The organism is Bradyrhizobium symbiodeficiens (assembly GCF_002266465.3).
Classification (GTDB): domain Bacteria; phylum Pseudomonadota; class Alphaproteobacteria; order Rhizobiales; family Xanthobacteraceae; genus Bradyrhizobium; species Bradyrhizobium symbiodeficiens.
The window spans coordinates 3,645,103-3,667,778 of record NZ_CP029427.2 but is presented as its reverse complement, the minus strand read 5'-3'; the positions used below and the strand labels follow the sequence as shown (position 1 = coordinate 3,667,778).

Below are 22,676 nucleotides of genomic sequence, written 5' to 3'. Positions count from 1 at the left end.
ATCAGGCTGGTTGGGCGCGTGGGCGCACCTGCGTCATGGCGACGCCCGAGATCGCGAGCAACCCGCCGGCGATCAGCTTTGGGCTTATGCGTTCGTCGAGGAAGATGACGCTGGAAGTCAATGCGAACACCGGCAGCAGCAGACCGAAGGGCGCGACGCGCACCATCGAGCAACGGGCGATCAGCCAGAACCAAAGGCCAAACCCAACAATTCCGCCGATGAAGATTGTGTAGGCGAGCGCCAGCCAGCCGCGTTCGTCTGCCGTGACAAGGCTCGCCATTTGTCCGGATTCGAGCAGCAACGACATCAGCATGACCTGCGGCACCGTGAGGAGCGACGACCAGCCCATCAACATCAGGGGATCAAAAGGGCCATAGCGCTTCGTCAAGACGTTGGACACCGCAAATGCGAAGGCTGCCCCGACCACAAGCAGCAGCGGAAGCGCGTTTTCCGACACGCCAGGCCCCGCTGCCAGCACGATCACACCGATGAAGGCAAGTACCACGCCGGCGGACGTAGTTAGAGACGGCCTCTCCGCGAGCAGCGGCCAGGCCAACAAGACGGTGAAAGGTGCGGCGAGCTGATATGCGACGGCTGACATGCTTCCCGAGCCGAGCCCGAGACCAACGTAGAACAGGCCGAAGTTCAATCCACCAAGGAAAAGCGAAATGGCTGCGACAGGTCCGAGCTGCCTGCGCCTCGGCCTTTCGACGAACGGAACGAGCAACAGCGCGATTGCCAGAAAGCGCAGTGCGAGGAAGAACAGAGGCGGAAACTCCCCCACGCCCACTTTGATGACCACGAATTGATAACCCCAGAGCAAAGGAACGACCACCGCGCAGACAATCTGCATGGCGGACATGGCATCTTTATCTTCAAGACCATTTGGTCCAGATATAGGCCTGCGCACGGGGGAAACGTCCATGGTTGTCTACCTGATGAAGCGGTCGAGAAGAGCGTCGACGGTGGCTTGCGAAATGATCCGTGTCGGCGCCGTCTTACCGACCACCCGCAGGCCCTCGACGAAACAGACGAGAATTCGCGCGGCACTCGAAGGCTCGACACCATCGGCCAGTTGGCCCGCTGCCTTCGCACGGGAAAATGCACCAGCCACCCGAGTCTCCATGGCTTTGAAAAAGCTCTCGATGCGACGATCAACCTCGACGTCACGGCCAGCCAGTTCCATGGCTGTGGCTACCAGCAGGCATCCGCGCCGGCCATTAGCACCGCTGTTGCGGTCGACGTAGCCGGCAAGGTAGGCCCTTAGGCCCTCGACCGGCTCTCTGCGGTGGTCGAGTTCGGTATCCATCCGCGTCAAGGCAATGGCAATGTATCGATCGAGCGCACGCAAGAACAGCGAGTGCTTGTCACCAAAAGCGGCGTAAAGGCTGCCACGCGAGAGTTTCGTCGCACGAAGCAGGTCCGGCAGCGCCGTGGCGTGATAGCCGAGCGACCAGAATACATTCATCGCGCGTTCGACAGCGGCTTCCGTGTCGAAACTCCGGGGGCGGCCACGGGGCAGCTGTACTGGGGCGGGACGACGCATGGTGATATATGAACCAATCGGTCGTGAAATAGCAAGAGTTGATTAGGCCACATATTCCACAGTTTTAGGAGAAGTCCCGGAGGCTGGTTGGGGTTCAGCGCTCCTGCGTCTTCGACGCCTTGCTGCGATTCTTGATGATCAGCATGATGTTGCGGATGTAGATCACCGTCGCGAGCGATTGTCCGAGGATGATGACCGGCTCGCGCTTCACGACGCCGTAGACCAGCGTCATCAGCCCGCCGCCCATCGAGCAGAACCAGAACGCCATCGGCACCACGCTGTTGCCGGCGCGCTCGCTCGCGATCCACTGCACCAGGAAGCGCGCGGTGAAGAACAGCTGCGCGACGAGGCCGAACGCCAGCCAGAAGTCGAACTTGGCGACGAAGACGTCGTAGAGATAGTTGCTCAGCGCCTGACCGTATTGGATGATCATGCGTTCACCTCAGTCACTTCCGGGGTCGGCTTCTTGCGGCGGATCAGCCACCACACCCCGGCAAGATCCATGATGCCGATCCACAGCCGGTCGAAGAAGCCGTAATTCGACACGCCCGAATGGCGCGGCCGGTCGATCACGTCGACATAGGCGATGTCGTAGCCTTCGCGCCGGACCAGCGCCGGCAGGAACCGATGCAGCCCGTCGAAATAGGGCATCATCAGGAAGACCTCGCGGCGGAATGCCTTCAGCCCGCAGCCGGTATCCCGCGTGCCGTCCTTCAGGATGGAGTTGCGGACGCCGTTGGCGACGCGCGACTGGAATTTCTTGAAGCCGGTATCCTTGCGCCCGACGCGCTGCCCCGCGGCGAGGCCGACGCGCCCTGCCCCCTTCTCGACCGCCGAAATCAGGTCGGGCAGGAAGGCCGGATTGTTCTGACCGTCGCCATCGAGCGTCGCCACGATCGCGCCGCGCGCCGCGCGCACGCCGCTGCGCACCGCCGCGGATTGGCCGCCTGATCTGGCATGGCGAAGCTGACGCAGATTGTCTCGCTGCGCCATGATTGCTGCGAGGCGTTCGCCGGTCGCATCGGTCGAGCCATCGTTGATGTAGATGATCTCATAGGCCCAGCGGCCATCGAGCGCCGCGCCGATCTCCGCGATCAGCGGCGCGATGTTGTCGGCTTCGTTGCGCACGGGAACGACGATGGAAACCGAAGGCTGGGGCGTCGACAATTCAGAGCTCGTGGTTGGCATTGGCCAGCGACATGGAACCGAGGGCTCCCGCAGGCAGCCGCTTTTATGGGGCGGATGCCCCGTGGGCAACCCTTTTGAGGCGGGTCGAGACCGGCCCCGCAAGCGGCACGATGGTGCCGTCGGCGCGGATGGCAAAGCCCAGCCGCCGGGCCGCGAACCAGTAGCGGACCGCCATGGCGCCGACCATGCCGACCAGCGCGCCGGCCACGACGTCGCTCGGGTGGTGCGCCAGCAGCACCAGCCTGGTCAGCAGGATCACGATTGCGTAAGTGAACATGAACACGCGCAGCCGCGGCCAGAGTGCGGAGACCGCAAATGCCAGGGCGAACGCCGCGATCGCATGCCCCGACGGCAGGCTGGCATGAGCCCCCGTTCCCTCGAACGGGACGAAATTGAAGGGGTTGGCTGTTCCACCGACGAATGGACGCCCCCGGCCGATGACGTATTTCAGGACCTCGCCGACGAGCGCCGACAGAGCCACCGATAGAAACAGGTACTGCAAGCGGGTGCCGAGTCCGAGCAGCAGCGTACGGCGCGTATCGCGAAGCCCAGCCGCAAAAAGCGCCACGATCACCAATGCCGCCCCCAGCGCCGACAGCACATACTCGTCCTTGCCGAAATCGGTGAGGATGCGGATCGGCCACAGGCTCGGCGTGCCGCGCGCCGGCATCAGCTGGATCTCGGTCTGGTCGAACGCGACCATCAGCGCAATGACCAGTGCTGCGCCCGCCGCGCTGAGCCACAGCGAATGCCGCGCCAGTTTTCGCGCGGCCTCTGCGCGGCGTGAATGCGAGGGCGTGCGAACCAGCTGCGCCAGCGCGCGGCCCGACACGGTAAGCAACTGCGCGGGATAGCCCGAACCCAGATCGGGGCTGGTCAGGGTCGGCATCCTATTCGGTGCCTTCCGAGCGGAAGATCGAGATCGAGATCGCGCGTCCCTGCGAGAAATTGTAGCCGTCGATGCGGGTGCCGACCTTGTAGCGCAGCCCGATCGCCTCGGCACGCTGAACGAAGTTCCGCTCCGAACGCTGCTCGATCAGCGCGAAGCGGCAGCTGCCCTGCCGCAGGAAATCCGCCGCGCCCGAGCCGTCCGTGAGCACGGTCTGGGTACCCGTCAGGAACACCAGGCTCGGCTCGTGATAGCCGGCAGCAGCAGCCTTCGGTCCGACGCAGGTGACGTTGCGCAGCGCCCGCGCGATTTCGATGCTCGGAAACAGCGGCGTCAGCGACGGCAGCACGATGCCGTACACCACAACCGCCAGCATCAGGGCCGCGACCAGCGCATTGAGCAGCGAGCGCTCGGCGCGGTTGTTGTCGTAGAGCCACCAGGCGAACAGGCCGAAGATCAGCGCCGCCGCGATGAACGGCCAGGCCACGAAAGCCGGCTGCCGCGTCAGCATCACCGCACCCACCACCGCGGTGATCGAGGCGGCCGCGGGGATCGCGAACCACCAGGCCGAACCGCGCATCAGCCAGGAGCGCGACAGCACGCGTCGCTCCACGGCGCCGGCGGTGAGGATGGCGATCGCCGGATAGAGCGGCAGCACGTAATGCGGCAGCTTGGTCAGGACCGCCTCGAACACGATCCAGGACGGGATCAGCCAGGCCAGCAGGAACTGCGCGCCGGGCTCACGCCGGGCCCGCCACACCGCGGGCGCCGCCATCGCCGCCAGCGGCGCGCCCGGCCAGAACGTGATCCAGAACAGCGCGAGGTACAATCCGGGCGGCGCGCCGTGGGATTCCTGGGCGCCGATCTTGCTGAGCATGTCGCCGCCGACGGAGTCCGCAAAGAAGGCATCGCCCGCGCGCCAGAAGATCGCGATGAACCAGGGCAGCACCAGCACCAGCATCCACATCAGACCCCAGACCGGACGCAGCTTCCACAGCCAGGAGGAATCCCGGTCCTGGATCGCCAGCGCGACGATGGTCAGGCCTGCGAACATCAGGATCAGCGGGCCCTTGATCAGGATGCCCACCGCCAGCGCGGTCCAGAAGATCGCGGGCCAACTCCAGGGTGGATGAGTCTCGTCCTCGGCGCGCTGCCACGACAGATAGGCGCGCGCCATCGCGCCCATCGCGGCGACCACGCAGAGCAGCAGCATCGCGTCGGTCTTGGCGAGCCGAGCCTCGACGCCGAGCAGCACCGAGGCGCACATCATCAGCGCCGCCAGCACCGCGGCGCGGCGCGTGACGAAGCCGAGCGCGGCCCAATAGGTCATGAGCACGGCGCCGATCGCGCCGATCAGCGACGGAATCCGGTAGACCCAGATCCGCAATTCGGCCTTGGGCAGCTTCAACGCCGAGGCGATCTCAACCGCCGCCGATTGCAGCCAGTAAATGCCGACCGGCTTCTTGTAGCGGACGTCCTCCTGGAAGCGGATGTCGACATAGTCGCCGCTCTCGACCATCTGCTTGGTGGCCTGGGCGAACCTCGCCTCGTCGCGATCGACCGGCGGGATCGTGAAGAAGCCCGGCAGGAACAACAGCAGTGCGCACACCAGCAGGAAGGCAACGGCGCGGGTATGGCTGGCCGTGACGACGTCGAGCATGCTCACGAGCCGGCTGCCCGGATTCGCGGACGATTTCGGCTCGCGGGGCGCTCCAAAACGGGGGGTAGGATAGGTCTCGGCCATTGGTTCCGCTTACGCCGAAACCGCCATCGCCACAACCGCTTGAGGCGGGGTCATTGAATTCGAATGACGACTGTGTCCGCGGCGCCCGTGGCATCGATCACGGTGAGCCGCGCAAAGCCGGGACCGGGTGGATCGATCAGGCGTTGGCGGCGGCCGTCGATCTCGCCGAGCGCCGTACCGTTAACCATGACGGTCATGGGCAGCACCCCACCGGCGACCTTGACCGGCATCGCGGCGCTCTCCTGCCCCCCGGAGCGATCGACATCGATCCGCGAGCCGTTCAGCGGAAACTGGATGTGCAGCGCCTGCTCGCGGCCCGTTCGCACCAGCTCTCCCACCGGCCGGAACCGTTTCAGTGGCAACGGCAGCTTGGCATTGCTGGCAACCAGGGTTCCCCTTGGCGGCTTCGGCAACGCGGTTAACGTCTTGCCGGTGCGGGCGAAGGCGTCGAACAGGATCGGTGCGGCGGCGACGCGGCCGATCAGGCCCGGAACCGGCGCGCCGTCCGGACGGCCGACCCAGACGCCGATGGTCATCCGGCCGTCGAACCCGACCGACCAGGCGTCACGATAGCCGTAGGAGGTGCCGGTCTTGAAGGCGATGCGGTTGTGTGCGGCATTCTCCGGTGGCGGCGTCCCCAGCAACACGTTGCCGACCTGCCAGGCCGCGACCTGATCCAGCAACCGAAGCGGCTCCCGGTCGTCCTTGTCCGCCATCACCTCGCGCAACGGCTTGGAGGTGCCGAGCCGGGCGAAGCCGGTGTAGAGCTGGGCGAGATCCTGCAGCGTCACGCCGACGCCGCCGAGCCCCATGGCGAGCCCCGGCGCTTCGTCCTTGGGCAGAACCAGATTGCCGCCGGCCTGCCGCAGCCGCGAGGCCAGCCGGCTGGAGCCGACGCGATCGAGCAGCACGATTGCGGGCACGTTCAGCGAGAGTTGCAGCGCCTTCCTCACCGGCACCGTACCCTGGAAGGTCATGTCGAAATTCTCGGGCGCGTAGGAGCCGAAGCGGACCGGCCGGTCGTCGATCAGGCTCTCCGGATGAACGAAGCCGTCCTCGAAGGCGAGCCCGTAGATGAAGGGCTTCAGCGTCGAGCCCGGCGAGCGGATCGCGCGGGTCATGTCGACCTGCCCTGCCCGGCTCTCGTCGAAATAATCGGCCGACCCGACACGCGCCAGCACGTCGCCGCTCTCATTGTCGACCACGATGATGCCGACCGAAATGTTCGGACCGAGCGCAATCGCGCGATCGCGGGCCAGCGGCTCCAGCATCTTCTGCAGGTTCGCATCCAGCGTCAGCTTGATGACCGCCGTGTCCTTGACCGTCGACAGCGCGGTGTCGGAGGCATGAGGCGCCAGGATCGGCATCGGCTTGCGCAGCTTCGGCACGGGCACGGCCTTGGCCTGCCTGGCGTCGTCCGCGCTGACCACATGCTCCTCGACCATGCGGTCGAGCACGCGGTCGCGCGCCTTGCGTGCGGCCTCGGGATGGCGGTCGAGGCGGCGCCTCTCCGGCGATTGCGGCAGCGCGACCAGCAGCGCGGCCTCGGCCAGCGACAGCCGCTTCGGCTCCTTGCCAAGATAGCCGATCGAGGCGGCGCGGATGCCTTCGAGATTGCCGCCGTAGGGCGCCAGCGCAAGATAGAGATCGAGAATCTGGTCCTTGCTCATGCTGCGCTCGATCTCGACCGCACGAACCATCTGCCGCAGCTTGGCGTAGAGCGAGCGGTGCCGCCGCGGCTCCATCAGCCGCGCCAGCTGCATGCTGATGGTCGAGCCGCCCGACACGATGTGGCCGCGTGTCGCGAGCTGCAGGACGGCACGCCCGAGCGCCAGCGGGTCGAGACCGTTATGCGCGTAGAAGCGCTGGTCCTCATAGGCGAACAGCAGTTTCAGATAGGTCGGATCGACGTTGGATTTGGCATCGACCGGCAACCGCCAGCGACCGTCCGGCATCGCATAGGCGCGCAGCAGCTTGCCGTTGCGGTCGACGATGGTGGTGGAGACGTGCCGGGCTTCGTCGAGCGGGAGAGGTCCGAGGGAGTAAACCCAGCCGACGAAGGTGCAAATGGCGATGATGAAGGTGAGAGCAGTTGCCGAGAGAAGGCGAAGAGCGATCCGCCCTCTGTGCCCGTCGCGGCCGGGCTTGTCCCGGCCATCCACGCTCTTAACTCCGGCCCCAAAGTCCGTGGATGCCCGGGACAAGCCCGGGCATGACGACGGAGAATTTGGCTCGTTCAGAGCGTCACTCATCCTCGTTACTCACTTCGCCGCCCGCACCTCGACCGTCCCCGTGCCCGTCCGACCGTAGCGCGAGGGATTGTACATGTCCTCGACATAGGCCTGGGGCAGCACGTATTTGCCGGGAGACACCACGCGCACGATATAGGCGACGGTGAAGACCGACTTGGAGTCCGCGGCGCGATCGACCGCGGCGGTGAAGCGGTCGTCGCGGAACTCGGTGTCCTCAGGCTCCTCGCCGTCCTCGATCCAGTCCAGCGTGCCGCTGTCGCCCGACGACACCAGCCTCGGGTTGTCGATCTCGAGGCCCGCCGGCAGATAGTCGGACACCATGATGTGGCCGTACTCGGGCTTGGCCTCGGTGATCTTCAGCACCACCGCAAAGCGCTGGTTCTGCTTGACCTTGCTGATGTCGGCCGGCTTGCCGTCGAGCGTGAAGTAATTGCGCTCGATCTTGAAACCGTTGGACGCTGCCGGCTCCGGCGTCACCGGCGAGCCCGACACCGAGATCACCGCCTGCACGGGCGCGTCGCCGGTGTTGGTGATCTTCAGCGGCTTGCCCTCCAGCGTCGCAGCCTTGTAGCTGCGGTAGAGCGCGGTCTTGACCGGCTGGCCGTCCACGTCCATGGACAGGTTCTCCTTGGCCAGCGCGCGCGCCGCCAGCACCAGCCACGCATTCTCCTGCGTGGAGGTGTAAGGCGTAAGCCCGCGCGCGGTCTCGACCCGGGACACCGCCTGCGTCAGCGTCGCCTTCGGCGCGTTGCCTTCGCTGGCCAGCGACACCAGAGCCGCGGCATCGCGAAGCTGCGAGCCGTAGTCGGTGCGGCCGAACTCCAGGACGGGCTTTGGCGCGAGGCTGTCGAGCGCGGCACCATAGACCCGCTCGGCGCGGTTGCGGTCGCCGACAAGAGCGAGCGCCGCCGCGAGCTGCGACTTCGCGATCGGGGTCGCGAGGTTGTTCAGCTTGGTGTCGGCGAGATAGCGAAGATCGCCGATCGGCGCCGCGCCGTTGCGGGCGAGCACGTAGAGGCCGTAAGCGAGATCGCGCCCGCCGTCCTTCTCCGGCTCGTTGCCGTTGACGACGGAGTTTCTGACACGGTCGAGCGCGTTCTTGAACAGCACGTCCGGCACCACAAAGCCCTTTTCGCGGGCACGGGTCAGGAAGTCCGTCACGTAGGCATCGAGCCAGGCATCGTCGCCACCGGCCGACCAGAGGCCGAACGAGCCGTTCGAACCCTGACGGGCCAACAGCCGCTCGATCGCATCGCGGATGCGCTGATCGACTTCGGTGTCCATGGCCAGGTGGGCACCGGCCGCGAGGTCGTTGACATAGAGCAGCGGCATGGCGCGGCTCGTGATCTGCTCCGAGCAGCCATAGGGATAGCGATCGAGCGCTTTGAGGATCGTCGCGGCGTCGAGCGCGGTCGACAGGCTGGCCGAGACCGAGACGGTGCCGGTGCCCGGCACAAGGTCGGAGAACATGTCCGAGGTCAGCGTCAGGCTCTCGCCCTTCGCCAGCGTCCGGATCGAGCGCCGCGCCAGCACCTGCGTCGCCGCCTTGATGTCGAACGCGTAATGGCGCGCCAGCGTCAGGCCGTTCGGCCCCTTGATGTCGACGTCGAGCGTCGCCTGCCCCGCCGCGGTCGCGTCGATCGCGAGCGCGAAGGAGTTGCGCTGCTTGGCGGCGAGCTTGACCGTGGTCGCGGGGTTGCCGGTCATCTTCACCGGGCCACCGGTCTTCACGTTGATGACGTAGTCGCCGGCCTGGCCCTCGACATTGTCGATCTCGAGATTGACCGTGCCGTGATCGCCATTGAGCAGGAAGCGCGGCAGGGTCGTGGTCAGCACCACGGGGTCGCGGATCACGACATCGGTGTTGGCACGGCCAAGCTTGGTCGCGGTCCACGCCACTGCCATCACGCGCGCGGTGCCGGCGAACTCCGGAATGTCGAAGCTGACTTCCGCTGTGCCGTCAGCGCCGACCGTCACGATGCCCGAATAGAGCGCGAGCGGCTTTTGTGTGGGCGGCGAGCCCTGCAGCTCCGCCGCACCGGCGTCACCGCCGGACTTGATCTGGCCGCGCGTGCCCGACATGCCGTCGATCAGCTGCCCATAGAGATCGCGGATCTCGGCGCTCAGACGGCGCTGGCCGAGATAATAATCGTCCGGCGCCGGCGGCTTGTAATTGGTGAGGTTGAGGATGCCGACATCGACCGCAGCGATGACGATCTTGGCGTCCTCGCCCGGATTGAGCCCGTCGAGCTTGACCGGGATCTTCAACGCCGCGTTCGGCCGGATCAGCGCCAGCGGCGACAGCTTCACCTGCAAGGTGCGGGTCTGCTTGTCGATGCCGAACCATTTCAGGCCGATCGCCCGGCCCGGCATGCGCTGGGCCGCCGCGTCGAGCGGACGGCGCAGCGTCGCCACCACGTAAGCGCCCGTGCCCCAGTCCTTGCCGACCGGGAGCCTCACCTGGGCGGTGCCTTCCTTGACGTCGATAGTCTGGGTCGTCAGCAGGCGGTCGCCGAGCACATTTATGGTGAGCTTGCCGGCGCTGCGGACATTGACCGACACGGTCATGGTGTCGCCGGAGGAATATTGCGGCTTGTCGATCGAGGTCTCCAGCAGGTCCGGCGTGTCGGCGCTGCCGTCGGAATACCAGCCGACGTCGAACTGCACCGAAGTCACCGGGCCATCGGCATCGTTCGACTTCACGTCGAGGCGGTAGCGGCCGGGTTGGGGGTTGAACGAAATCCGCGCCGGCTTGTCGGCCGCAATGGTCACGTCACCGTCGGCGACGCGCGAGGTCGACTTGACCGGCTCGTACTCCCAGTAATTGTTCTGGCGATACCATTGGTAGCGCGACTCCATCTTCAGGAGTTCGTAGCGCAGGCCGTCGCGGTGCAGTTTCTCGCCCTCGGGCGAGACGAACAGAACGTCGAACTCGGCCTTGTCGCCCTCGGCGACGTTCTTAGCGCCGAACAGCGGCTTGACGCCGATCTGCGCCGCACTGGGCGCCACCGGCAGCACGATCTTGCGCTCGACGGCGCGGCCGCCGGTCTCGACCATGCGCACGAAGATCTGCGCCTCCTGCGGACGGGTCGAGGCCGGCTGCTTGTCCAGCGTCACCGGGAAGGTCGCAACGCCATTGGCGTCGGCCTCGGGCAGGTTCTCCAGCGGCGTACGTTCGTTCGAGGTGGTTTCCTCGTCGGCAACGCCGAACTGATAGCCGGCAAAGCCCGGCCGCTCGGCCGCGGGCGCGACCAGCATATCGCCTTCGAGCTGCAGGCCCGAGGCCGGCGCGCCATAGAGGAAATGGCCGTCCGCCTTAAGCTCCACTGGAGCGTTAGCTTTGATCAGCTTGTCCTTGGCGGACAAGTCGAATTCGATCCGATCAGGAACGTAGTCCTCGACCATGAAGGTGGTCTCGCCGACCGAGGAGCCCTTCGGATCGGTGAAGGCACGCGCCCGCCACGTCCCGGTCGGCACCGCCGAATTGAGCGGCACTGACAGCGTACGGCCGCCCGCGCCCTGGTCGGCGAGCACGGCGCGTCGGTATTCGACGCCGTCGGGACGCTCGATCACCATCGTCAGCGGCCCGCCGCTGACGGCATTGCCCTGCCCGTCGCGCAACAGCGCGGTGAGATAGACGGTCTCGCTGGAGCGGTAGACGCCGCGCTCGGCATAGACAAAGGCATCGGCGCCTGCGGGCACCGCGCGGCCGGAGACGCCGCGATCGGACAGATCGAAGGCAGAGGATTTCAGGCTGAGGAAGGCATAATCCGCCTTCTCGCCGGTGACCGTCAGCATCGCCGGCGACAAGCCGCCCTCGCCGCGCGCAAGGCCCGCCTCGAACAGCACATGGCCGCTGTCGTCGGTCTTGCGGGTCGCCAGGATCTCGTTGTTGCGGGCAACCAGCCGCACCTCGGCCTTGCCGACCGGATCGGTCGAGGCCAGCGAGTTGACGAACACGTGGATGCCGTCATTGCCGGAATAGGCGGCGACGCCGAGATCGGAGACGATGAACCATTGCGTGGCGAGCTGATAATCGTCGTCCGAGCCCGGGCCCTTGGCGGCGGCCGTCATCACGTAGACGCCGGGCTGGAGCTCGCCGAGCGCCTGGTCGACCGGGAATGCCGTGGTGACGTCCTGGTTCAGCGTCATCGCGGTGGCGAGCTCGCCGGTCCAGACCTTCACGCCGCGCTCGTCGCCGAGATCGGAGAGCTGGTATTTCGACAGCGTCTTCTGGAAATCGCTATCGACCACCGTGTTGATCAGATTGCGGTCACCGATCCGGAAGACGTTGATATTGACCGCGGGCGTGTTGACGCTGACCACGGGAATGCCGCGCTGGCCGGTTCGGGGCAGCACATAGGCCCGGCTGGTGAAGCGCACGAACGGCTTGCGGTCGCGTACATAGACGTTGAACTCGGCCGATTTCGGCAGCCCCTCCTTCACCGTGGACGGCAGGCCGGCGCGCAGATTGATGTTGTAGCGCTCGCCATGCTTCAGCCCGTCGACGCAGAGCTGCTTGCCTTCGGCCGAGAGCGCCGGCTTGTCCTGCCCCGCCAACGCCAGGTACGGCGCGAAGTCGGTGCGCTTGGCCAACTCCTCGGAGAACTGGAAGCAGGCGCGCGGGCTCGCCGAGTCCGAGTCCACGGTATAGTCGAGCAGCCGGAAGCCGTGCTCGTCGCGCATCTTCTCATATTGGCCGCGGACGTCGGCGACCTCGCGCATGTCGAGCGACAGCCGCAGTGAATCCAGCGCCGGCCGCCACAGCTTGCGCTCCGACAGCGACTTGCCGAGCACCGCGAGCGCGTCGGCCTCCTCGCCCGGATTGCCGGCGCGCAGATAGGCGATGTAGGCCGCGGTCGAGGCGCGCTCCAGCAGGAAGGTCTGCTCGCTCGAGTTCTTCGGCGATATCTGGAAGATGACCTTGGCGAGCCGCAGCCAATTGCCGGCGTCCTCGGGCGTGGTCGCCGCGATCTGACCGAGGACCGACAGGCCGGTACGATAATCGTTGCGCCGGAAGGCGGCGTCGGCGTCCGTCTTGAGCGTCGCGTTGGTCTTGGCGACGGGCCCCGCCTCGCTCTTGATCTGGGCCTCGAGCTTGATCGCGGAATCGGCGAGGTCGTCCCGCTTGAACGCCTTGTCGGCGGCATGCGCTGCGCCGAGGCCGAGTGCCAGCGTGGCGCAGATTGTGACGGCGCGAACAAGACCGATCATGATGGACTCCCGGAAGTCGCGGACAGCCGCCCGCAGGCAGCATGAAATGCGCGGAAAGGTGACGGACTCAAGGCGATGGAACCAAAGGTGCAAATCGTCGCATTCGCCATGGAAAGGCAAGCCCAGAGGAGACCGATCAAGATACCGCCGCTCACGCCGTCCTGATGGCGCAGCAATACCCGACCCGTCGACCGGCAGCCACATCCCGGAAGCTGGCCAGCGTTCCCGGCGATGTAATCCATCGTCCAGTCCGCTGCCGCTCAACCCGGCACCCTGACATGCCACCGTCTCGCTTTGTCGCGGCTCTGAGCAAAACGGTTCGGTTCAGACTTGGCGAAAGACGATATTTTTCATATTTGGCATGGTAGATGAACAGCCAGCCTCGCCTCTGGGGCGGCTCAAGACGGTCCCGTAGCTCAACTGGATAGAGCATCAGATTTCTACTCTGAGGGTTGCAGGTTCGATTCCTGCCGGGATCGCCAGCCCCATTCTAATCCACCGCCCTTCACGAACGCGTGGGTAACCATACGCCGGCCTTTGATCGGCGCCGATCAGTCCTATGTATGCGCCGGGCGAATTGCGCCCGGTTAAGGACTCCGATGCTTCCAGCCGAATGGACGAGAATGGCCATCGCATCTGCGGTGGCAATCGTCGCGATGTCGTATCTGGCAATTGACGCAGGCGTTGTGAACACCAGCGTGGTCACGAGGCCTATCAAGGTGGCTCAAGCATCGATCATTGGCGCCGCCATGGGCGAGCATCAGCTTTCCTTCGCCGTTCAGGAGTGGGCGCGTCCCAGCCGCGACAACGACGAAAAGCCTGCCCTGGAGCATTGCCTGGCGATCGACTGATCGAGGCGTCCTCTGTCGCGCAAGCGACGATATTCATCCTCCGCCACCTCTCGATTGACGAACCTGCCACCACCGCGCAATGGCCGCGGTGAGATCGTCCCACACCTGCGTCGGCAGGTCGGATACCGCCACGCGGACGCTGTACTGGTCCGTGGTCGCGTCGTGAAACCATTCGGTCGCGGCAAAGTCGAAACCGAAGCTGCCGGCATGACGAATCGGGAGGCCCTCGGCACGCAGTTCGTTGCTCATGTCCTCAGCGGCCTGCCGCGCGCTCGCCTCGTCGAGAGGGCGACTGCCTCGCAAGGTGACGTAGAGACCATGGGCGAAGTGGAGTTCCGCCGAGAGCGCCGGGAGCCTTGCTGCAAAATAGCGGGCCGTGCTTCGGCCGTTGCGCAGGATCGCCGCGACACGCCGCTTCGTGAGGTCCCGGTAGGCCGCGCTGCCGACAAAGGGCGGGAAATGCGCCGGCAAGGCCGCGCCGCCGAGCAGTCGCACCGCGTTGCGGGTTTCGGCTTCAAGACGTCTCCATTCAGGCCGCCCTGCCCGCTGCCGGTCATCATTCCCCTGCACGAAAACCGCCGAGCCGAGGCGGCCATATTCAGCCCCGAGCGAGTCGAGCTTGTTGTGGCTTCGCACCAGTACCAACGGAATGCCGCAGCGCCAGGCCCAGCTCAGGACACGCCGGATCCGGCCCGAGCTGCCCGCGAAGCATGTCGTATCGAACAGCACGAAATCGAGACCAGAGCCGTCGCTTCGGACCGCCGCCTCGAAAGCACCGGCGAGGGAGCAGGAATCCAGTAACAGAATCTTCGGCGAGTTCGCCGAAGCGAACGCATCGCCCAGCGGCAGACTCAAAGCCACGAGCCGCAGATGAGGAACAAGGCCCCGGATCAGCTCCAGCGTCTCGCCATAGGAGCCGGGAAGCACCAGCAAATCAGCCTTCTCGACGATTTGCGCGGAGGCGAGCAGCACGGCGGAGATCGCAGCCATGCCTGAGGCCGTATAGACCGCCGCGCTTATGCAGCCGCCATCGAACTCATAGAAGGAAGGACCGCGCACCGTGAGATCGGCCCGCTGGTAATCGTAATGGAATTCGAAGGGCCCGCTGACGGGATCGGCGGCGTGCGACCAGGCAGTTTCCGTTGCCTTCCACGCCTGCAGCTCGTGCTCTGCCCTGAGCGCCGCAGTGATCTGGAATTTGGACCCGACGACCTCGTCGACTGATCGCGGAGGCGCCAGATCCAGCGGTTTTGTCAGGCAGTCGTTCAACAGCCTGAGTTCCCTGTGCTTCCGTTCGAGATAGGCCTGAATGGTCTCCATGCGCGTCTTGGGCAGATCCGAGAGGACGTCAACGCGTGGAGATCGCCTTGGGTCCAACGCGCGCCCGCTGCAACGAACGTCGATCCTGGCCGTTGAGACGGTGCAAGGAGGACATCATGTCTGAGATCAGAGAGCACATGAAAATCATCGGCAAGGACGGCGCACATGTCGGCACAGTCGACCGCGTCGAGGGCAACCGCATCAAGCTGACGCGGAAGGACAGCCCGGAAGGTCACAAGGACCATCATCATTACATCGACACGAAATATGTCGGCGCCGTCGAAGGCGATGTCGTCAAGCTTTCAATGAATGCCGATGCGGTCCCGAAGACGGAAGCCGCCTGAGCATTGAGCCCCTTCGGGGGCCTCTTGTTTGTTCACGATCCGACTCCGCTTCGTTCCAAAAGCACGCATCGTAATCGCAAAATCGGCGCTGCCGATGTCTTAACGTTGCGTTTCGTCGGATCGGATCGGATCGGTCACGTAGCCATCGACACGAGCATCGGTCGCAAGCGGTAGGCGTCGATCGCGGCGTTCGACAACAGCAGCCTGCGCCGCTCCCCTCGCAGCATCAACCTGTCGATCCGGTTCAGGATGAAGCGAGCGGAGTCCTCGCGCTCGCCTGTGAGCAAGCCGGATCGGTCCAGATATTTCCAGGCGATGTCGAAGGACTGTGCGCGTAACTCGGGGTCGGTCATGGACGGCCAACGTCCGCGAGGAACGGAGGTTCCTGTTCGAGCGGGAGCAAGCCGAGCCGCCCCGCGCAACGCCAGGCCTGTCGAGCACGGCACAACAAAATGCGCAGCGGCTCGGAACGAGATCACGACCGGCACGTTGGATGGCATGAAATCAGGTGGTGCCGACCTCCCTGCCCCGGTCGGCTTTGAAGGGCCCCGTGCTTGTCCCCCAAGCACGGGGCTTTCTCATCGAGATCAACCGTCTGACCCGATCTCGGCCCGCATCGTTGACGCGACAATCCCCTGCGAATGCCCTCAGTCCGCCCGCTCATCGCGACGATCGCGGGCCAGTTCGTGCCAGGCCAGGGCCAATTGGATCAGCCGCTGCCGGTCGGCGCCTTCCGATGCTGCGGCCCGCTTCATTGCGGCCTCCGCTTCGTGCTGTGGGTCGTACTTGATACACATGAGACCGAACTCTAGCCGGCCATCTGGACAAGCACATGGCAATTTCGTCCGTATGATTGCGGGGTAACGTCCGCGTCTGCCGGACTGCGGCAATCGCGCCGGCACGATTGCCTCGCTATGCGCATGCGCCGATTGCGAAGCCATTCGGCTGGGCTTCTTCCAGGAGATCTGTGAATTGGGTCACAGTCTGCGACCTGTATCTCGGTTAAACCGTGTTTCGACGCTCCCGGCAGCACGTGGAGGCATCGATGGTATTTCCCGTCATGACGCAAGACGCAGCAGCTCCGGCCAACGTCCCGACGCAACGACAAAGGACCGACCTGCTCGGTATCGCCTATCTCGGGACCATCGGCATCGTGATGCTGGCCTGGATCACCGGCCTCGTCTGGGGCGCGATTGCGTTCTTCAACTGGCTGGTGTGACGCCGCGCGATCCGCCGCGTTGGCGGCAGGGCTCGCACCGCTTTAGAACAGGCAGTGCACCACCTGCCCCAGCTTGATCCCGCCGCAAACGATCATGGCCCAAAGCGCCAAGCTGATCTGGATTGCATCCAGCATGTCCCACGTCCCCGCGAATCGCTTTCCCAACTTTTTTCTTTTGAGAATCGCGTGAAGCGGCGCCGGGAGCCAGTGCTTTTTTCAGGCAGTTGTTGTGCGCCGCCGAACGCCGCCCCGAGATACGCATCCAGACAATCGGTTGACAGCACCAGAATAAAAAGAGGCGGGCAATTCGCCCGCCTCTTTCAGCTCAGGATGCGAGCAGTGCCTTAGCGGCACGCCCGCGGATCGGTCGGCACGTACTGCCCGTCCGGATAGCGGTAGTAGCAATTGCCTTGTGACCAGTAGTAGCCCGGCTGGGATGCGGCGGTGGCACCGGCGATGGCTCCGGTCGCGCCGCCGAGAACCGCGCCCGCGGCAGCCCCGGTCGCGTTGCCCGAGATCAGTCCACCCAGCACGCCGCCGACGATGGCGCCGCCCAGCGCGCTCGCGCCGGGATCGGCCGGCGGCGGAGGTGGCGGTGCATAGGCGACCGGAGGCGGCGGCGGGGCATAGGCCACCGGCACGTCGTCGTAATACTCTTCAGAGATGTAGCCGGGCGGACCAGCCATCCGTTGCGGATAATAATACCAGACACCGCCAACGTCCCACCACCAGCCGGAGCGGCCGTTGTGGACTTCGTGGCGCCAGCGCCCGCCGTCCCAGGAGCGATTGCCACGATAGGCATGTCCGCCCCAGTCGCGCGTCGGAGCGGGACCGCGGGCGACATAACGTCCCGGCGGCGGACCGCCGGCGCCGTGCGGACCGGGACCCGCATGGGGCTGGCCACCGGGCCGCGGCGCGGGCCGGGCCGCCTGCTGCGGCGGGCTCTTGCGGATGTTCTGACTGTCCGGAGGCGGTGCCCCTGCGCCCGGGCGGGCCGGAGGCTGGCCGGCGTCCCTCGGTGGCCTGGCGTCCTGGGCCTGCGCCGAAAGCGCGAGCAACGACATGGCCGAAACCAAGGGAATGATGATCTTCATGCGGCTGGACGCACTCATGCGTGCTTGACCCCCTACTTTCTCGATTGCCGTGGTGCCTGGCGCAACAGACGATTCGAATCGCGCTTGGCTTGATGCCGGCTGATATAGCTGCCCCGCTTGGTCGGCTAAGTCGCGTTACAAATGATTAAGATCACGGCATTTTTTCGGCTCGACGGGCCGTGGTGGAGCGCTTCTAGCGGGCCGGCTCGATCACGTTGCAATTGCGTCGCCCGGACATCAGGCAGTCCTGCATCTTGCTGGCCGCGGTAAGGTCCCGCGCGAGCCACCAGCCGACACCGAGGATCAGGATCGCGATGATCAAGCCGGCGACCGCGCCGCGGCGGCTATCACCGGATTGAGGCTTCGGCCGGGATTTCGCCTTCTCGCCCTGTTCGGGCTTGGACTCGAGCTTGGACTCGGGCTTAAACGTGGGCATGGCTACCTACCGCGCGGGCGAGCCGGCTTACCACCTCTGCGACGTCCCGTCACATCCCGATCAGCCCAGATCGTCAGGTTCAGCCCCGGGTCGCCCGGATCGCATCCTTGCGCGAGGTTTCGACCGCGGGGATCGCCTGCTGGAGCCGCGGTGCACAGGTGGTGAGCACGAGCGCGGTCTGGGTGCATTCCCAGTCGGCCCCCAGGACGGTACTTTCGATCGGCTGCGGACGGGCGAGCAGCAGCACCGTGCCGGCCATTGCTGCCACCGCGACGGCGATTGCGAGCGCCTTCAGGCTCAGTCTGGAGATCGTCATGCCCGTGCTCCGCGTTCCGTAGCGGGCGAACGCTAGGCGCCGCTCCGCGTGCCCCTTATGAGGGACATCACAATTCGGCAGTTTTTCGGGGCTACGAGAGATCGTCGGGGGAGCGATTTTTCGTCTACCTGATCGGCTGCGATTATGGGTGGCGTCGCGACGCGCGGCGATGTAAACGCTTCTGCGTCGCGTGGCGCCTGCTATGCCCAGCCGACGTACCAACCGCAGTGATGTAGGATCGGAAGCGAGGAAGACAAGGCTCGTCGATGAGTGGATTTAGGGAACCAGGCTTCTCCGACCGACAAAAGGCGGCACAGGAAGCACGCAAAAACCTTTTGAACAAATTCAAGTCGCAGCCGGGACCGGATGATCCAGCGGTTGTGGCGAAGCGTGCCGAGCGCGAGGCCCTCGCGGCCAAGCGTGCCGAGGCAAAGGCTGCGCGCGAGGCGGAAAAGGCCGAGCAGAAGCGCCTTGCAGAAGAAGCTGCCGCGCTCGAGGCCGCACGGATCGCCCGCGAAGCCGAAGAAGCCCTCGCAAAGGCGGCTGAAGCCGAGGCCGAGCAGAAGGCAAGGCGAGACGCCCGTTACGCCGCGCGCAAGGCGAAGCGCAAGTAACATCCGCAACTAACGTTTGAATTTGAGCTGACACATGATTGCGGGGCGGCCCACGTGACCGCCCCGGAATTTTGCCGTTCCGGTTGTTTCAAGCGCGTGTTTGGCTTTGCGTAAACACCCGTGACGAGGACCGAAGATCAGTGCTTCTTCATCATCCCGTCGTCTTTCTTCATCCCGTCCTTCGACATCGTATCCTTCTTCATGCCGTCGTCCTTGGACATGGTGTCCTTCTTCATGCCGTCCTTGGCCATGGTGTCCTTTTTCATCATGCCGTCATCCTTGCCCATCTTGTCCTGGGCAAAGGCGGCCGGTGCGAGCGCGAGACCGAGCGAGAGGGCGGCAGCGGAGACGCCGAGCACGATGCGGGTACGAATGGTCATGAGCGAAATTCCCTTCAGGATGGAGTTTGTCAGCGACGGACGCCGCTATTCAGTCTCGACGGATTGAAGCCCTGCGTTGTTACGGCCTCGCCGATAAATTTCTGGAGGCGCCGCCGTTCATCGCAATCACGTCCGCGCGAGCCGCACTGATTGCGAACGGCCCAAGTGCTGCAGCGCAGCACGACCACTCCTTGCCCCGGCAATCGGTCTCGAACTATCAGATGAGAGAATATCGGGTGAAAGACCGGCTAGGATGGGCCTACGCACCGGTCACATGACCTGCCCACATCACGCCAACAAGAACCGTTCGAAGAAACGCTCAAGGGGATTACACCATGCTCACGCGCCGCCATCTGCTCGCGACCGCCGTCACTGCACCCGCCATCCTCCGCTTCGGCATCGGCACCGCGCATGCCGCGACCACGCTGAAGATCTCGCATCAATTCCCGGGCGGCACGATAGACAAGGGTGATTTCCGGGACCGGCTCTGCCGCATGTTCGCTGCCGAGGTCGCCAAGCGCAGCAACGGCGACATCGCCGCCGAGATCTATCCGAACTCTTCGCTGATCAAGACCAACGCGCAGTTCTCCGCGATGCGCAAGGGCGCGCTCGACATCAGCCTCTATCCGATGCCCTACGCCGGCGGCGAGCTGCCGGAGACCAATATCGGTCTGATGCCCGGCCTCGTGACCACCTACGACCAGGGCCTGCGCTGGAAAAAGGAGCCGGTCGGCAAGGCGCTGACCGACTTCCTCGCCGACAAGGGCATCATCCTGCTCACCTGGGTTTGGCAGGCCGGCGGCGTCGCCAGCCGCTCCAGGCCGATCGTCGCGCCGGAAGACGCCAAGGGCCTCAAGGTTCGCGGCGGCTCGCGCGAGATGGACATGGTGCTGCAGACCGCCGGCGCATCGGTGCTGTCGGTGCCCTCGAACGAGATCTATGCGGCAATGCAGACCGGCGCCTGCGATGCCGGCATCACCTCCTCCACCAGCCTGATCTCGTTCCGACTGGAAGAGGTCGCGAAGTCGCTGACCTCAGGGGCCGGCGCATCCTACTGGTTCATGCTCGAGCCGCTGATGATGTCGAAGGCGATCTTCGACAAGCTGCCGAAGAATCAGCAGGACATCCTGCTCGCGGTCGGCACCGAGCTCGAAGCCTTCGGCCGCAAGGGCGCGCAAGACGACGACGTCGAGGTCGCCAAGGTCTACGAGAAGGCCGGCGCCAAGGTCTCGGCGCTCGATGCCGCGACCGTCGGCAAGTGGCGCGACATCGCCCGCGACACCGCCTGGAAGGACTACAGCGCCAAGACCGCGACCGCCGCAAACCTGCTCAAGCTCGCGATCGACGTCGCGGCATGAGCCACGGTCCGATTTCGGATCGTGACGTACACGCGAACGCTGCCGCAAGGACAGGCCCTGCGGCGGCGATCGATCGCGGTCTCGCCATCCTCAACAACATCATCGTCGTGTTCGCCGCGATCGCGCTGGTCGCGGCCTGCGCCATCCTGAGCTACAGCGTCCTTAGCCGTGCCCTGTTCAAGGCCGCCAATTACTGGCAGGACGAGGCCGCCGTGTTCCTGCTCGTCGGCGCGACCTTCATGACCGCCGCCTATGTGCAGCAGAACCGCGGCCATATCGGCATCGAGGCCTTTGTCGGCCTCTTGTCGCCGCTGGCGAACAAGATCCGGCTCTGGCTGGTCGATGCCGTCACGTTCCTGTTCTGCGCCTTCTTCACCTGGAAATCCTGGACGCTGGCCCATGAGGCCTATGTCGACGGCCAGGTATCGAACTCGATGTGGTCGCCGCCGCTCGCCATCCCCTATTCGCTAATGGCGCTCGGAATGAGCCTGCTCTGCATCCAGATCCTCGTGCAGCTTGCGCTGCCCTTCACCGGAGCCAAGCGTTCATGAGCGTGTTCGGTATCGGCGTTGCCTACGGCGTTGCGACGCTGCTCGTAATGTTCTCGGGCATGCCGATCGCGTTCGCGCTCGGTGCGGTCGCGATCGTGTTCATGGGCATTTACATGCCCACAGCGTCCCTCGATACGGTGACGCAGAACGTCTACGAGGAGATGGCCTCGATCACGCTGTTGTCGATCCCGCTCTTCATCCTGAAGGGCGCGGCGATCGGCAAGTCGCGCGCGGGCCAGGATCTCTATTCGGCTCTGCATGCCTGGCTGCACCGCGTGCCCGGCGGCCTCGGCGTCGCCAACGTGTTCGCCTGTGCGCTGTTCGCGGCGATGGCGGGCTCTTCGCCCGCGACCTGCTCGGCGATCGGCTCGGCCGGCATCCCCGAGATGCGCAAGCGCGGCTATTCCGGCGGCTTCGCGGCCGGCATCATCGCCGCCGGCGGCACGCTCGGCATTCTGCTGCCGCCTTCGATCACCATGATCCTGTTCGCGGTCGCGGCGGAAAAATCGCTCGGACGGCTGTTCCTCGCCGGCATCGGGCCGGGCCTGCTGCTGGTCTCGCTGTTCGGCGCCTACGCGGTGTTCCGCTTCCGCCGGGAATATGCCGCCGCTGAAGCCATCTACAAAAACGGCGGCCCGGAAGCGGCGATCCTCGCCCGCGACGAATACACGCTCGCCGAACGCTTCAGCGTGCTGCCGCGCGTGATCCCGTTCGTGCTGCTGCTCACCGGCGTCATGATCGCGCTCTATGGCGGCTACGCCACCCCGTCAGAGACCGCCGGGCTCGGCGGCCTGCTTGCACTGGCGCTGATCGCGGCGATCTACAGCGTTTGGCGGCCGAGCGACCTCGCGCCGATCATGAAGTCGACGATCCGGGAATCGACCATGCTGATGATGATCATCGGCATGTCGCTGCTTTATTCCTACGTGATGAGCTATCTGCACATCTCGCAGTCGGTCGCCGAATCCATCGTCGCGATGCACCTGCCGCGCTGGGAGCTGCTGTTCGCGATCCTCGTCATGGTGGTCGTGCTCGGCTTCTTCCTTCCGCCGGTCTCGATCATCCTGATGACGGCGCCGATCATCCTGCCTCCGTTACGTGCCGCCAATTTCGACATCATCTGGTTCGGCGTGGTCATGACCATCGTGATGGAGATGGGACTGATCCATCCCCCGGTCGGCCTCAACATCTTCGTCATCCGCAACGTCGCACCGGACATTCCCCTGCGCGAGGTGATCTGGGGCACGCTCCCGTTCGTGCTGCTGATGATGCTCGCGGTGCTGCTGCTGTGTTTCGTGCCGGAGATCTCGACCGGGCTGCCCGATCTGGTGATGGGGCCAGACGGGAGCAGGTGACGGTG

21 protein-coding genes and 1 tRNA gene are annotated in these 22,676 nt (G+C 65.1%); 8 read left to right on the top strand and 14 right to left on the bottom strand.

The window, feature by feature from the left end:
- Window position 1: 1 nt before the first annotated feature.
- From CIT39_RS16980 to CIT39_RS16945, 8 genes are all read right to left on the bottom strand, one after another.
- Entirely contained in the window at window positions 2-862 is an 861-nt protein-coding gene (locus tag CIT39_RS16980; RefSeq protein ID WP_094974222.1) for a DMT family transporter, read from the bottom strand.
- 69 nt (window positions 863-931) lie between these two features.
- On the bottom strand, window positions 932-1,468 hold the full coding sequence (locus CIT39_RS16975) for a TetR/AcrR family transcriptional regulator (protein ID WP_244607597.1): 537 nt from the start codon (window positions 1,466-1,468) through the stop codon (window positions 932-934).
- A 172-nt stretch (window positions 1,469-1,640) separates the two neighbouring features.
- Complete coding sequence (locus CIT39_RS16970) at window positions 1,641-1,979, bottom strand: lipid-A-disaccharide synthase N-terminal domain-containing protein (RefSeq protein WP_094974224.1); 339 nt, start codon at window positions 1,977-1,979, stop codon at window positions 1,641-1,643.
- Window positions 1,976-2,734: a glycosyltransferase family 2 protein gene (locus CIT39_RS16965; protein ID WP_094974225.1), complete on the bottom strand. Its 759-nt coding sequence runs from the start codon at window positions 2,732-2,734 to the stop codon at window positions 1,976-1,978. Before CIT39_RS16965 ends, CIT39_RS16970 begins: the two co-directional genes overlap by 4 nt.
- 43 nt (window positions 2,735-2,777) lie before the next feature.
- Window positions 2,778-3,623: a phosphatase PAP2 family protein gene (locus CIT39_RS16960; protein ID WP_094974226.1), complete on the bottom strand. Its 846-nt coding sequence runs from the start codon at window positions 3,621-3,623 to the stop codon at window positions 2,778-2,780.
- A gap of 1 nt (window position 3,624) precedes the next feature.
- Window positions 3,625-5,367 carry an ArnT family glycosyltransferase gene (locus CIT39_RS16955; RefSeq protein WP_094974227.1) on the bottom strand — a complete coding sequence of 581 codons (1,743 nt, stop codon included), beginning with the start codon at window positions 5,365-5,367 and terminating at the stop codon, window positions 3,625-3,627.
- A 50-nt stretch (window positions 5,368-5,417) separates the two neighbouring features.
- Window positions 5,418-7,529, bottom strand: a complete 2,112-nt coding sequence (gene pbpC, locus CIT39_RS16950; protein WP_094974228.1) for a penicillin-binding protein 1C — start codon at window positions 7,527-7,529, stop codon at window positions 5,418-5,420.
- A 99-nt stretch (window positions 7,530-7,628) separates the two neighbouring features.
- Window positions 7,629-12,833 (bottom strand): alpha-2-macroglobulin family protein, encoded by a 5,205-nt coding sequence (locus tag CIT39_RS16945; protein WP_094974229.1) that lies wholly within the window; start codon window positions 12,831-12,833, stop codon window positions 7,629-7,631.
- A gap of 405 nt (window positions 12,834-13,238) precedes the next feature.
- Between CIT39_RS16945 and CIT39_RS16940 the strand changes: the two genes are divergently transcribed.
- Both CIT39_RS16940 and CIT39_RS16935 read left to right on the top strand, forming a co-directional pair.
- Window positions 13,239-13,315, top strand: a tRNA-Arg gene (locus CIT39_RS16940).
- A 141-nt stretch (window positions 13,316-13,456) separates the two neighbouring features.
- Window positions 13,457-13,684 (top strand): hypothetical protein, encoded by a 228-nt coding sequence (locus tag CIT39_RS16935; RefSeq protein ID WP_244607596.1) that lies wholly within the window; start codon window positions 13,457-13,459, stop codon window positions 13,682-13,684.
- 33 nt (window positions 13,685-13,717) lie between these two features.
- On the opposite strand, the gene CIT39_RS16930 is transcribed toward CIT39_RS16935, so the two are convergent.
- Window positions 13,718-15,004 carry a hypothetical protein gene (locus tag CIT39_RS16930; RefSeq protein WP_094974231.1) on the bottom strand — a complete coding sequence of 429 codons (1,287 nt, stop codon included), beginning with the start codon at window positions 15,002-15,004 and terminating at the stop codon, window positions 13,718-13,720.
- Window positions 15,005-15,120: 116 nt separating this feature from the next.
- Here CIT39_RS16930 and CIT39_RS16925 point away from each other — a divergent pair, with 116 nt between their 5' ends.
- Entirely contained in the window at window positions 15,121-15,348 is a 228-nt protein-coding gene (locus CIT39_RS16925; RefSeq protein WP_018323146.1) for a DUF2171 domain-containing protein, read from the top strand.
- Between the two features lie 134 nt (window positions 15,349-15,482).
- Here the strand turns inward: CIT39_RS16925 and CIT39_RS16920 are convergent, their stop codons facing one another.
- Complete coding sequence (locus CIT39_RS16920; protein ID WP_094974232.1) at window positions 15,483-15,701, bottom strand: hypothetical protein; 219 nt, start codon at window positions 15,699-15,701, stop codon at window positions 15,483-15,485.
- Between the two features lie 692 nt (window positions 15,702-16,393).
- Here CIT39_RS16920 and CIT39_RS16915 point away from each other — a divergent pair.
- Window positions 16,394-16,567, top strand: a complete 174-nt coding sequence (locus CIT39_RS16915; protein WP_155526023.1) for a hypothetical protein — start codon at window positions 16,394-16,396, stop codon at window positions 16,565-16,567.
- 344 nt (window positions 16,568-16,911) lie between these two features.
- On the opposite strand, the gene CIT39_RS16910 is transcribed toward CIT39_RS16915, so the two are convergent.
- The 3 genes from CIT39_RS16910 to CIT39_RS16900 form a co-directional block, all read right to left on the bottom strand.
- Window positions 16,912-17,679: a hypothetical protein gene (locus CIT39_RS16910; RefSeq protein ID WP_162308537.1), complete on the bottom strand. Its 768-nt coding sequence runs from the start codon at window positions 17,677-17,679 to the stop codon at window positions 16,912-16,914.
- A 175-nt stretch (window positions 17,680-17,854) separates the two neighbouring features.
- Entirely contained in the window at window positions 17,855-18,097 is a 243-nt protein-coding gene (locus CIT39_RS16905; RefSeq protein ID WP_094974235.1) for a hypothetical protein, read from the bottom strand.
- A gap of 79 nt (window positions 18,098-18,176) precedes the next feature.
- Complete coding sequence (locus CIT39_RS16900) at window positions 18,177-18,413, bottom strand: hypothetical protein (protein WP_094974236.1); 237 nt, start codon at window positions 18,411-18,413, stop codon at window positions 18,177-18,179.
- A 266-nt stretch (window positions 18,414-18,679) separates the two neighbouring features.
- Between CIT39_RS16900 and CIT39_RS16895 the strand changes: the two genes are divergently transcribed.
- The gene (locus CIT39_RS16895) at window positions 18,680-19,027 is read left to right on the top strand and encodes a DUF6481 family protein (protein WP_094974237.1); all 348 of its coding nucleotides are present in this window, start codon (window positions 18,680-18,682) and stop codon (window positions 19,025-19,027) included.
- Between the two features lie 137 nt (window positions 19,028-19,164).
- Here the strand turns inward: CIT39_RS16895 and CIT39_RS16890 are convergent, their stop codons facing one another.
- Window positions 19,165-19,407, bottom strand: coding sequence for a pentapeptide MXKDX repeat protein (locus CIT39_RS16890; protein ID WP_094974238.1), 243 nt, complete (start codon window positions 19,405-19,407; stop codon window positions 19,165-19,167).
- A 335-nt stretch (window positions 19,408-19,742) separates the two neighbouring features.
- Here CIT39_RS16890 and CIT39_RS16885 point away from each other — a divergent pair, with 335 nt between their 5' ends.
- Genes CIT39_RS16885 through CIT39_RS16875 form a run of 3 tightly spaced genes read left to right on the top strand, consistent with a single transcriptional unit; the run spans window position 19,743 to window position 22,671 of the window.
- Window positions 19,743-20,765: a TRAP transporter substrate-binding protein gene (locus CIT39_RS16885; protein WP_094974239.1), complete on the top strand. Its 1,023-nt coding sequence runs from the start codon at window positions 19,743-19,745 to the stop codon at window positions 20,763-20,765.
- Window positions 20,762-21,316, top strand: coding sequence for a TRAP transporter small permease (locus CIT39_RS16880; RefSeq protein ID WP_094974240.1), 555 nt, complete (start codon window positions 20,762-20,764; stop codon window positions 21,314-21,316). Before CIT39_RS16885 ends, CIT39_RS16880 begins: the two co-directional genes overlap by 4 nt.
- Entirely contained in the window at window positions 21,313-22,671 is a 1,359-nt protein-coding gene (locus CIT39_RS16875) for a TRAP transporter large permease (RefSeq protein ID WP_094974241.1), read from the top strand. Before CIT39_RS16880 ends, CIT39_RS16875 begins: the two co-directional genes overlap by 4 nt.
- The last annotated feature ends 5 nt before the right edge of the window (window positions 22,672-22,676 follow it).

Bases quoted from the DNA above. Each gene is read 5' to 3' on its own strand.
- CIT39_RS16980 (WP_094974222.1), bottom strand. From the start codon at position 862: ATGTCCGCCATGCAGATTGTCTGCGCGGTGGTCGTTCCTTTGCTCTGG.
- CIT39_RS16975 (WP_244607597.1), bottom strand. From the start codon at position 1,468: ATGAATGTATTCTGGTCGCTCGGCTATCACGCCACGGCGCTGCCGGAC.
- CIT39_RS16970 (WP_094974224.1), bottom strand. From the start codon at position 1,979: ATGATCATCCAATACGGTCAGGCGCTGAGCAACTATCTCTACGACGTC.
- CIT39_RS16965 (WP_094974225.1), bottom strand. From the start codon at position 2,734: ATGCCAACCACGAGCTCTGAATTGTCGACGCCCCAGCCTTCGGTTTCC.
- CIT39_RS16960 (WP_094974226.1), bottom strand. From the start codon at position 3,623: ATGCCGACCCTGACCAGCCCCGATCTGGGTTCGGGCTATCCCGCGCAG.
- CIT39_RS16955 (WP_094974227.1), bottom strand. From the start codon at position 5,367: ATGGCCGAGACCTATCCTACCCCCCGTTTTGGAGCGCCCCGCGAGCCG.
- CIT39_RS16945 (WP_094974229.1), bottom strand. From the start codon at position 12,833: ATGATCGGTCTTGTTCGCGCCGTCACAATCTGCGCCACGCTGGCACTC.
- CIT39_RS16935 (WP_244607596.1), top strand. From the start codon at position 13,457: ATGGCCATCGCATCTGCGGTGGCAATCGTCGCGATGTCGTATCTGGCA.
- CIT39_RS16930 (WP_094974231.1), bottom strand. From the start codon at position 15,004: ATGGAGACCATTCAGGCCTATCTCGAACGGAAGCACAGGGAACTCAGG.
- CIT39_RS16925 (WP_018323146.1), top strand. From the start codon at position 15,121: ATGTCTGAGATCAGAGAGCACATGAAAATCATCGGCAAGGACGGCGCA.
- CIT39_RS16920 (WP_094974232.1), bottom strand. From the start codon at position 15,701: ATGACCGACCCCGAGTTACGCGCACAGTCCTTCGACATCGCCTGGAAA.
- CIT39_RS16915 (WP_155526023.1), top strand. From the start codon at position 16,394: ATGGTATTTCCCGTCATGACGCAAGACGCAGCAGCTCCGGCCAACGTC.
- CIT39_RS16910 (WP_162308537.1), bottom strand. From the start codon at position 17,679: ATGAGTGCGTCCAGCCGCATGAAGATCATCATTCCCTTGGTTTCGGCC.
- CIT39_RS16905 (WP_094974235.1), bottom strand. From the start codon at position 18,097: ATGCCCACGTTTAAGCCCGAGTCCAAGCTCGAGTCCAAGCCCGAACAG.
- CIT39_RS16900 (WP_094974236.1), bottom strand. From the start codon at position 18,413: ATGACGATCTCCAGACTGAGCCTGAAGGCGCTCGCAATCGCCGTCGCG.
- CIT39_RS16895 (WP_094974237.1), top strand. From the start codon at position 18,680: ATGAGTGGATTTAGGGAACCAGGCTTCTCCGACCGACAAAAGGCGGCA.
- CIT39_RS16890 (WP_094974238.1), bottom strand. From the start codon at position 19,407: ATGACCATTCGTACCCGCATCGTGCTCGGCGTCTCCGCTGCCGCCCTC.
- CIT39_RS16885 (WP_094974239.1), top strand. From the start codon at position 19,743: ATGCTCACGCGCCGCCATCTGCTCGCGACCGCCGTCACTGCACCCGCC.
- CIT39_RS16880 (WP_094974240.1), top strand. From the start codon at position 20,762: ATGAGCCACGGTCCGATTTCGGATCGTGACGTACACGCGAACGCTGCC.
- CIT39_RS16875 (WP_094974241.1), top strand. From the start codon at position 21,313: ATGAGCGTGTTCGGTATCGGCGTTGCCTACGGCGTTGCGACGCTGCTC.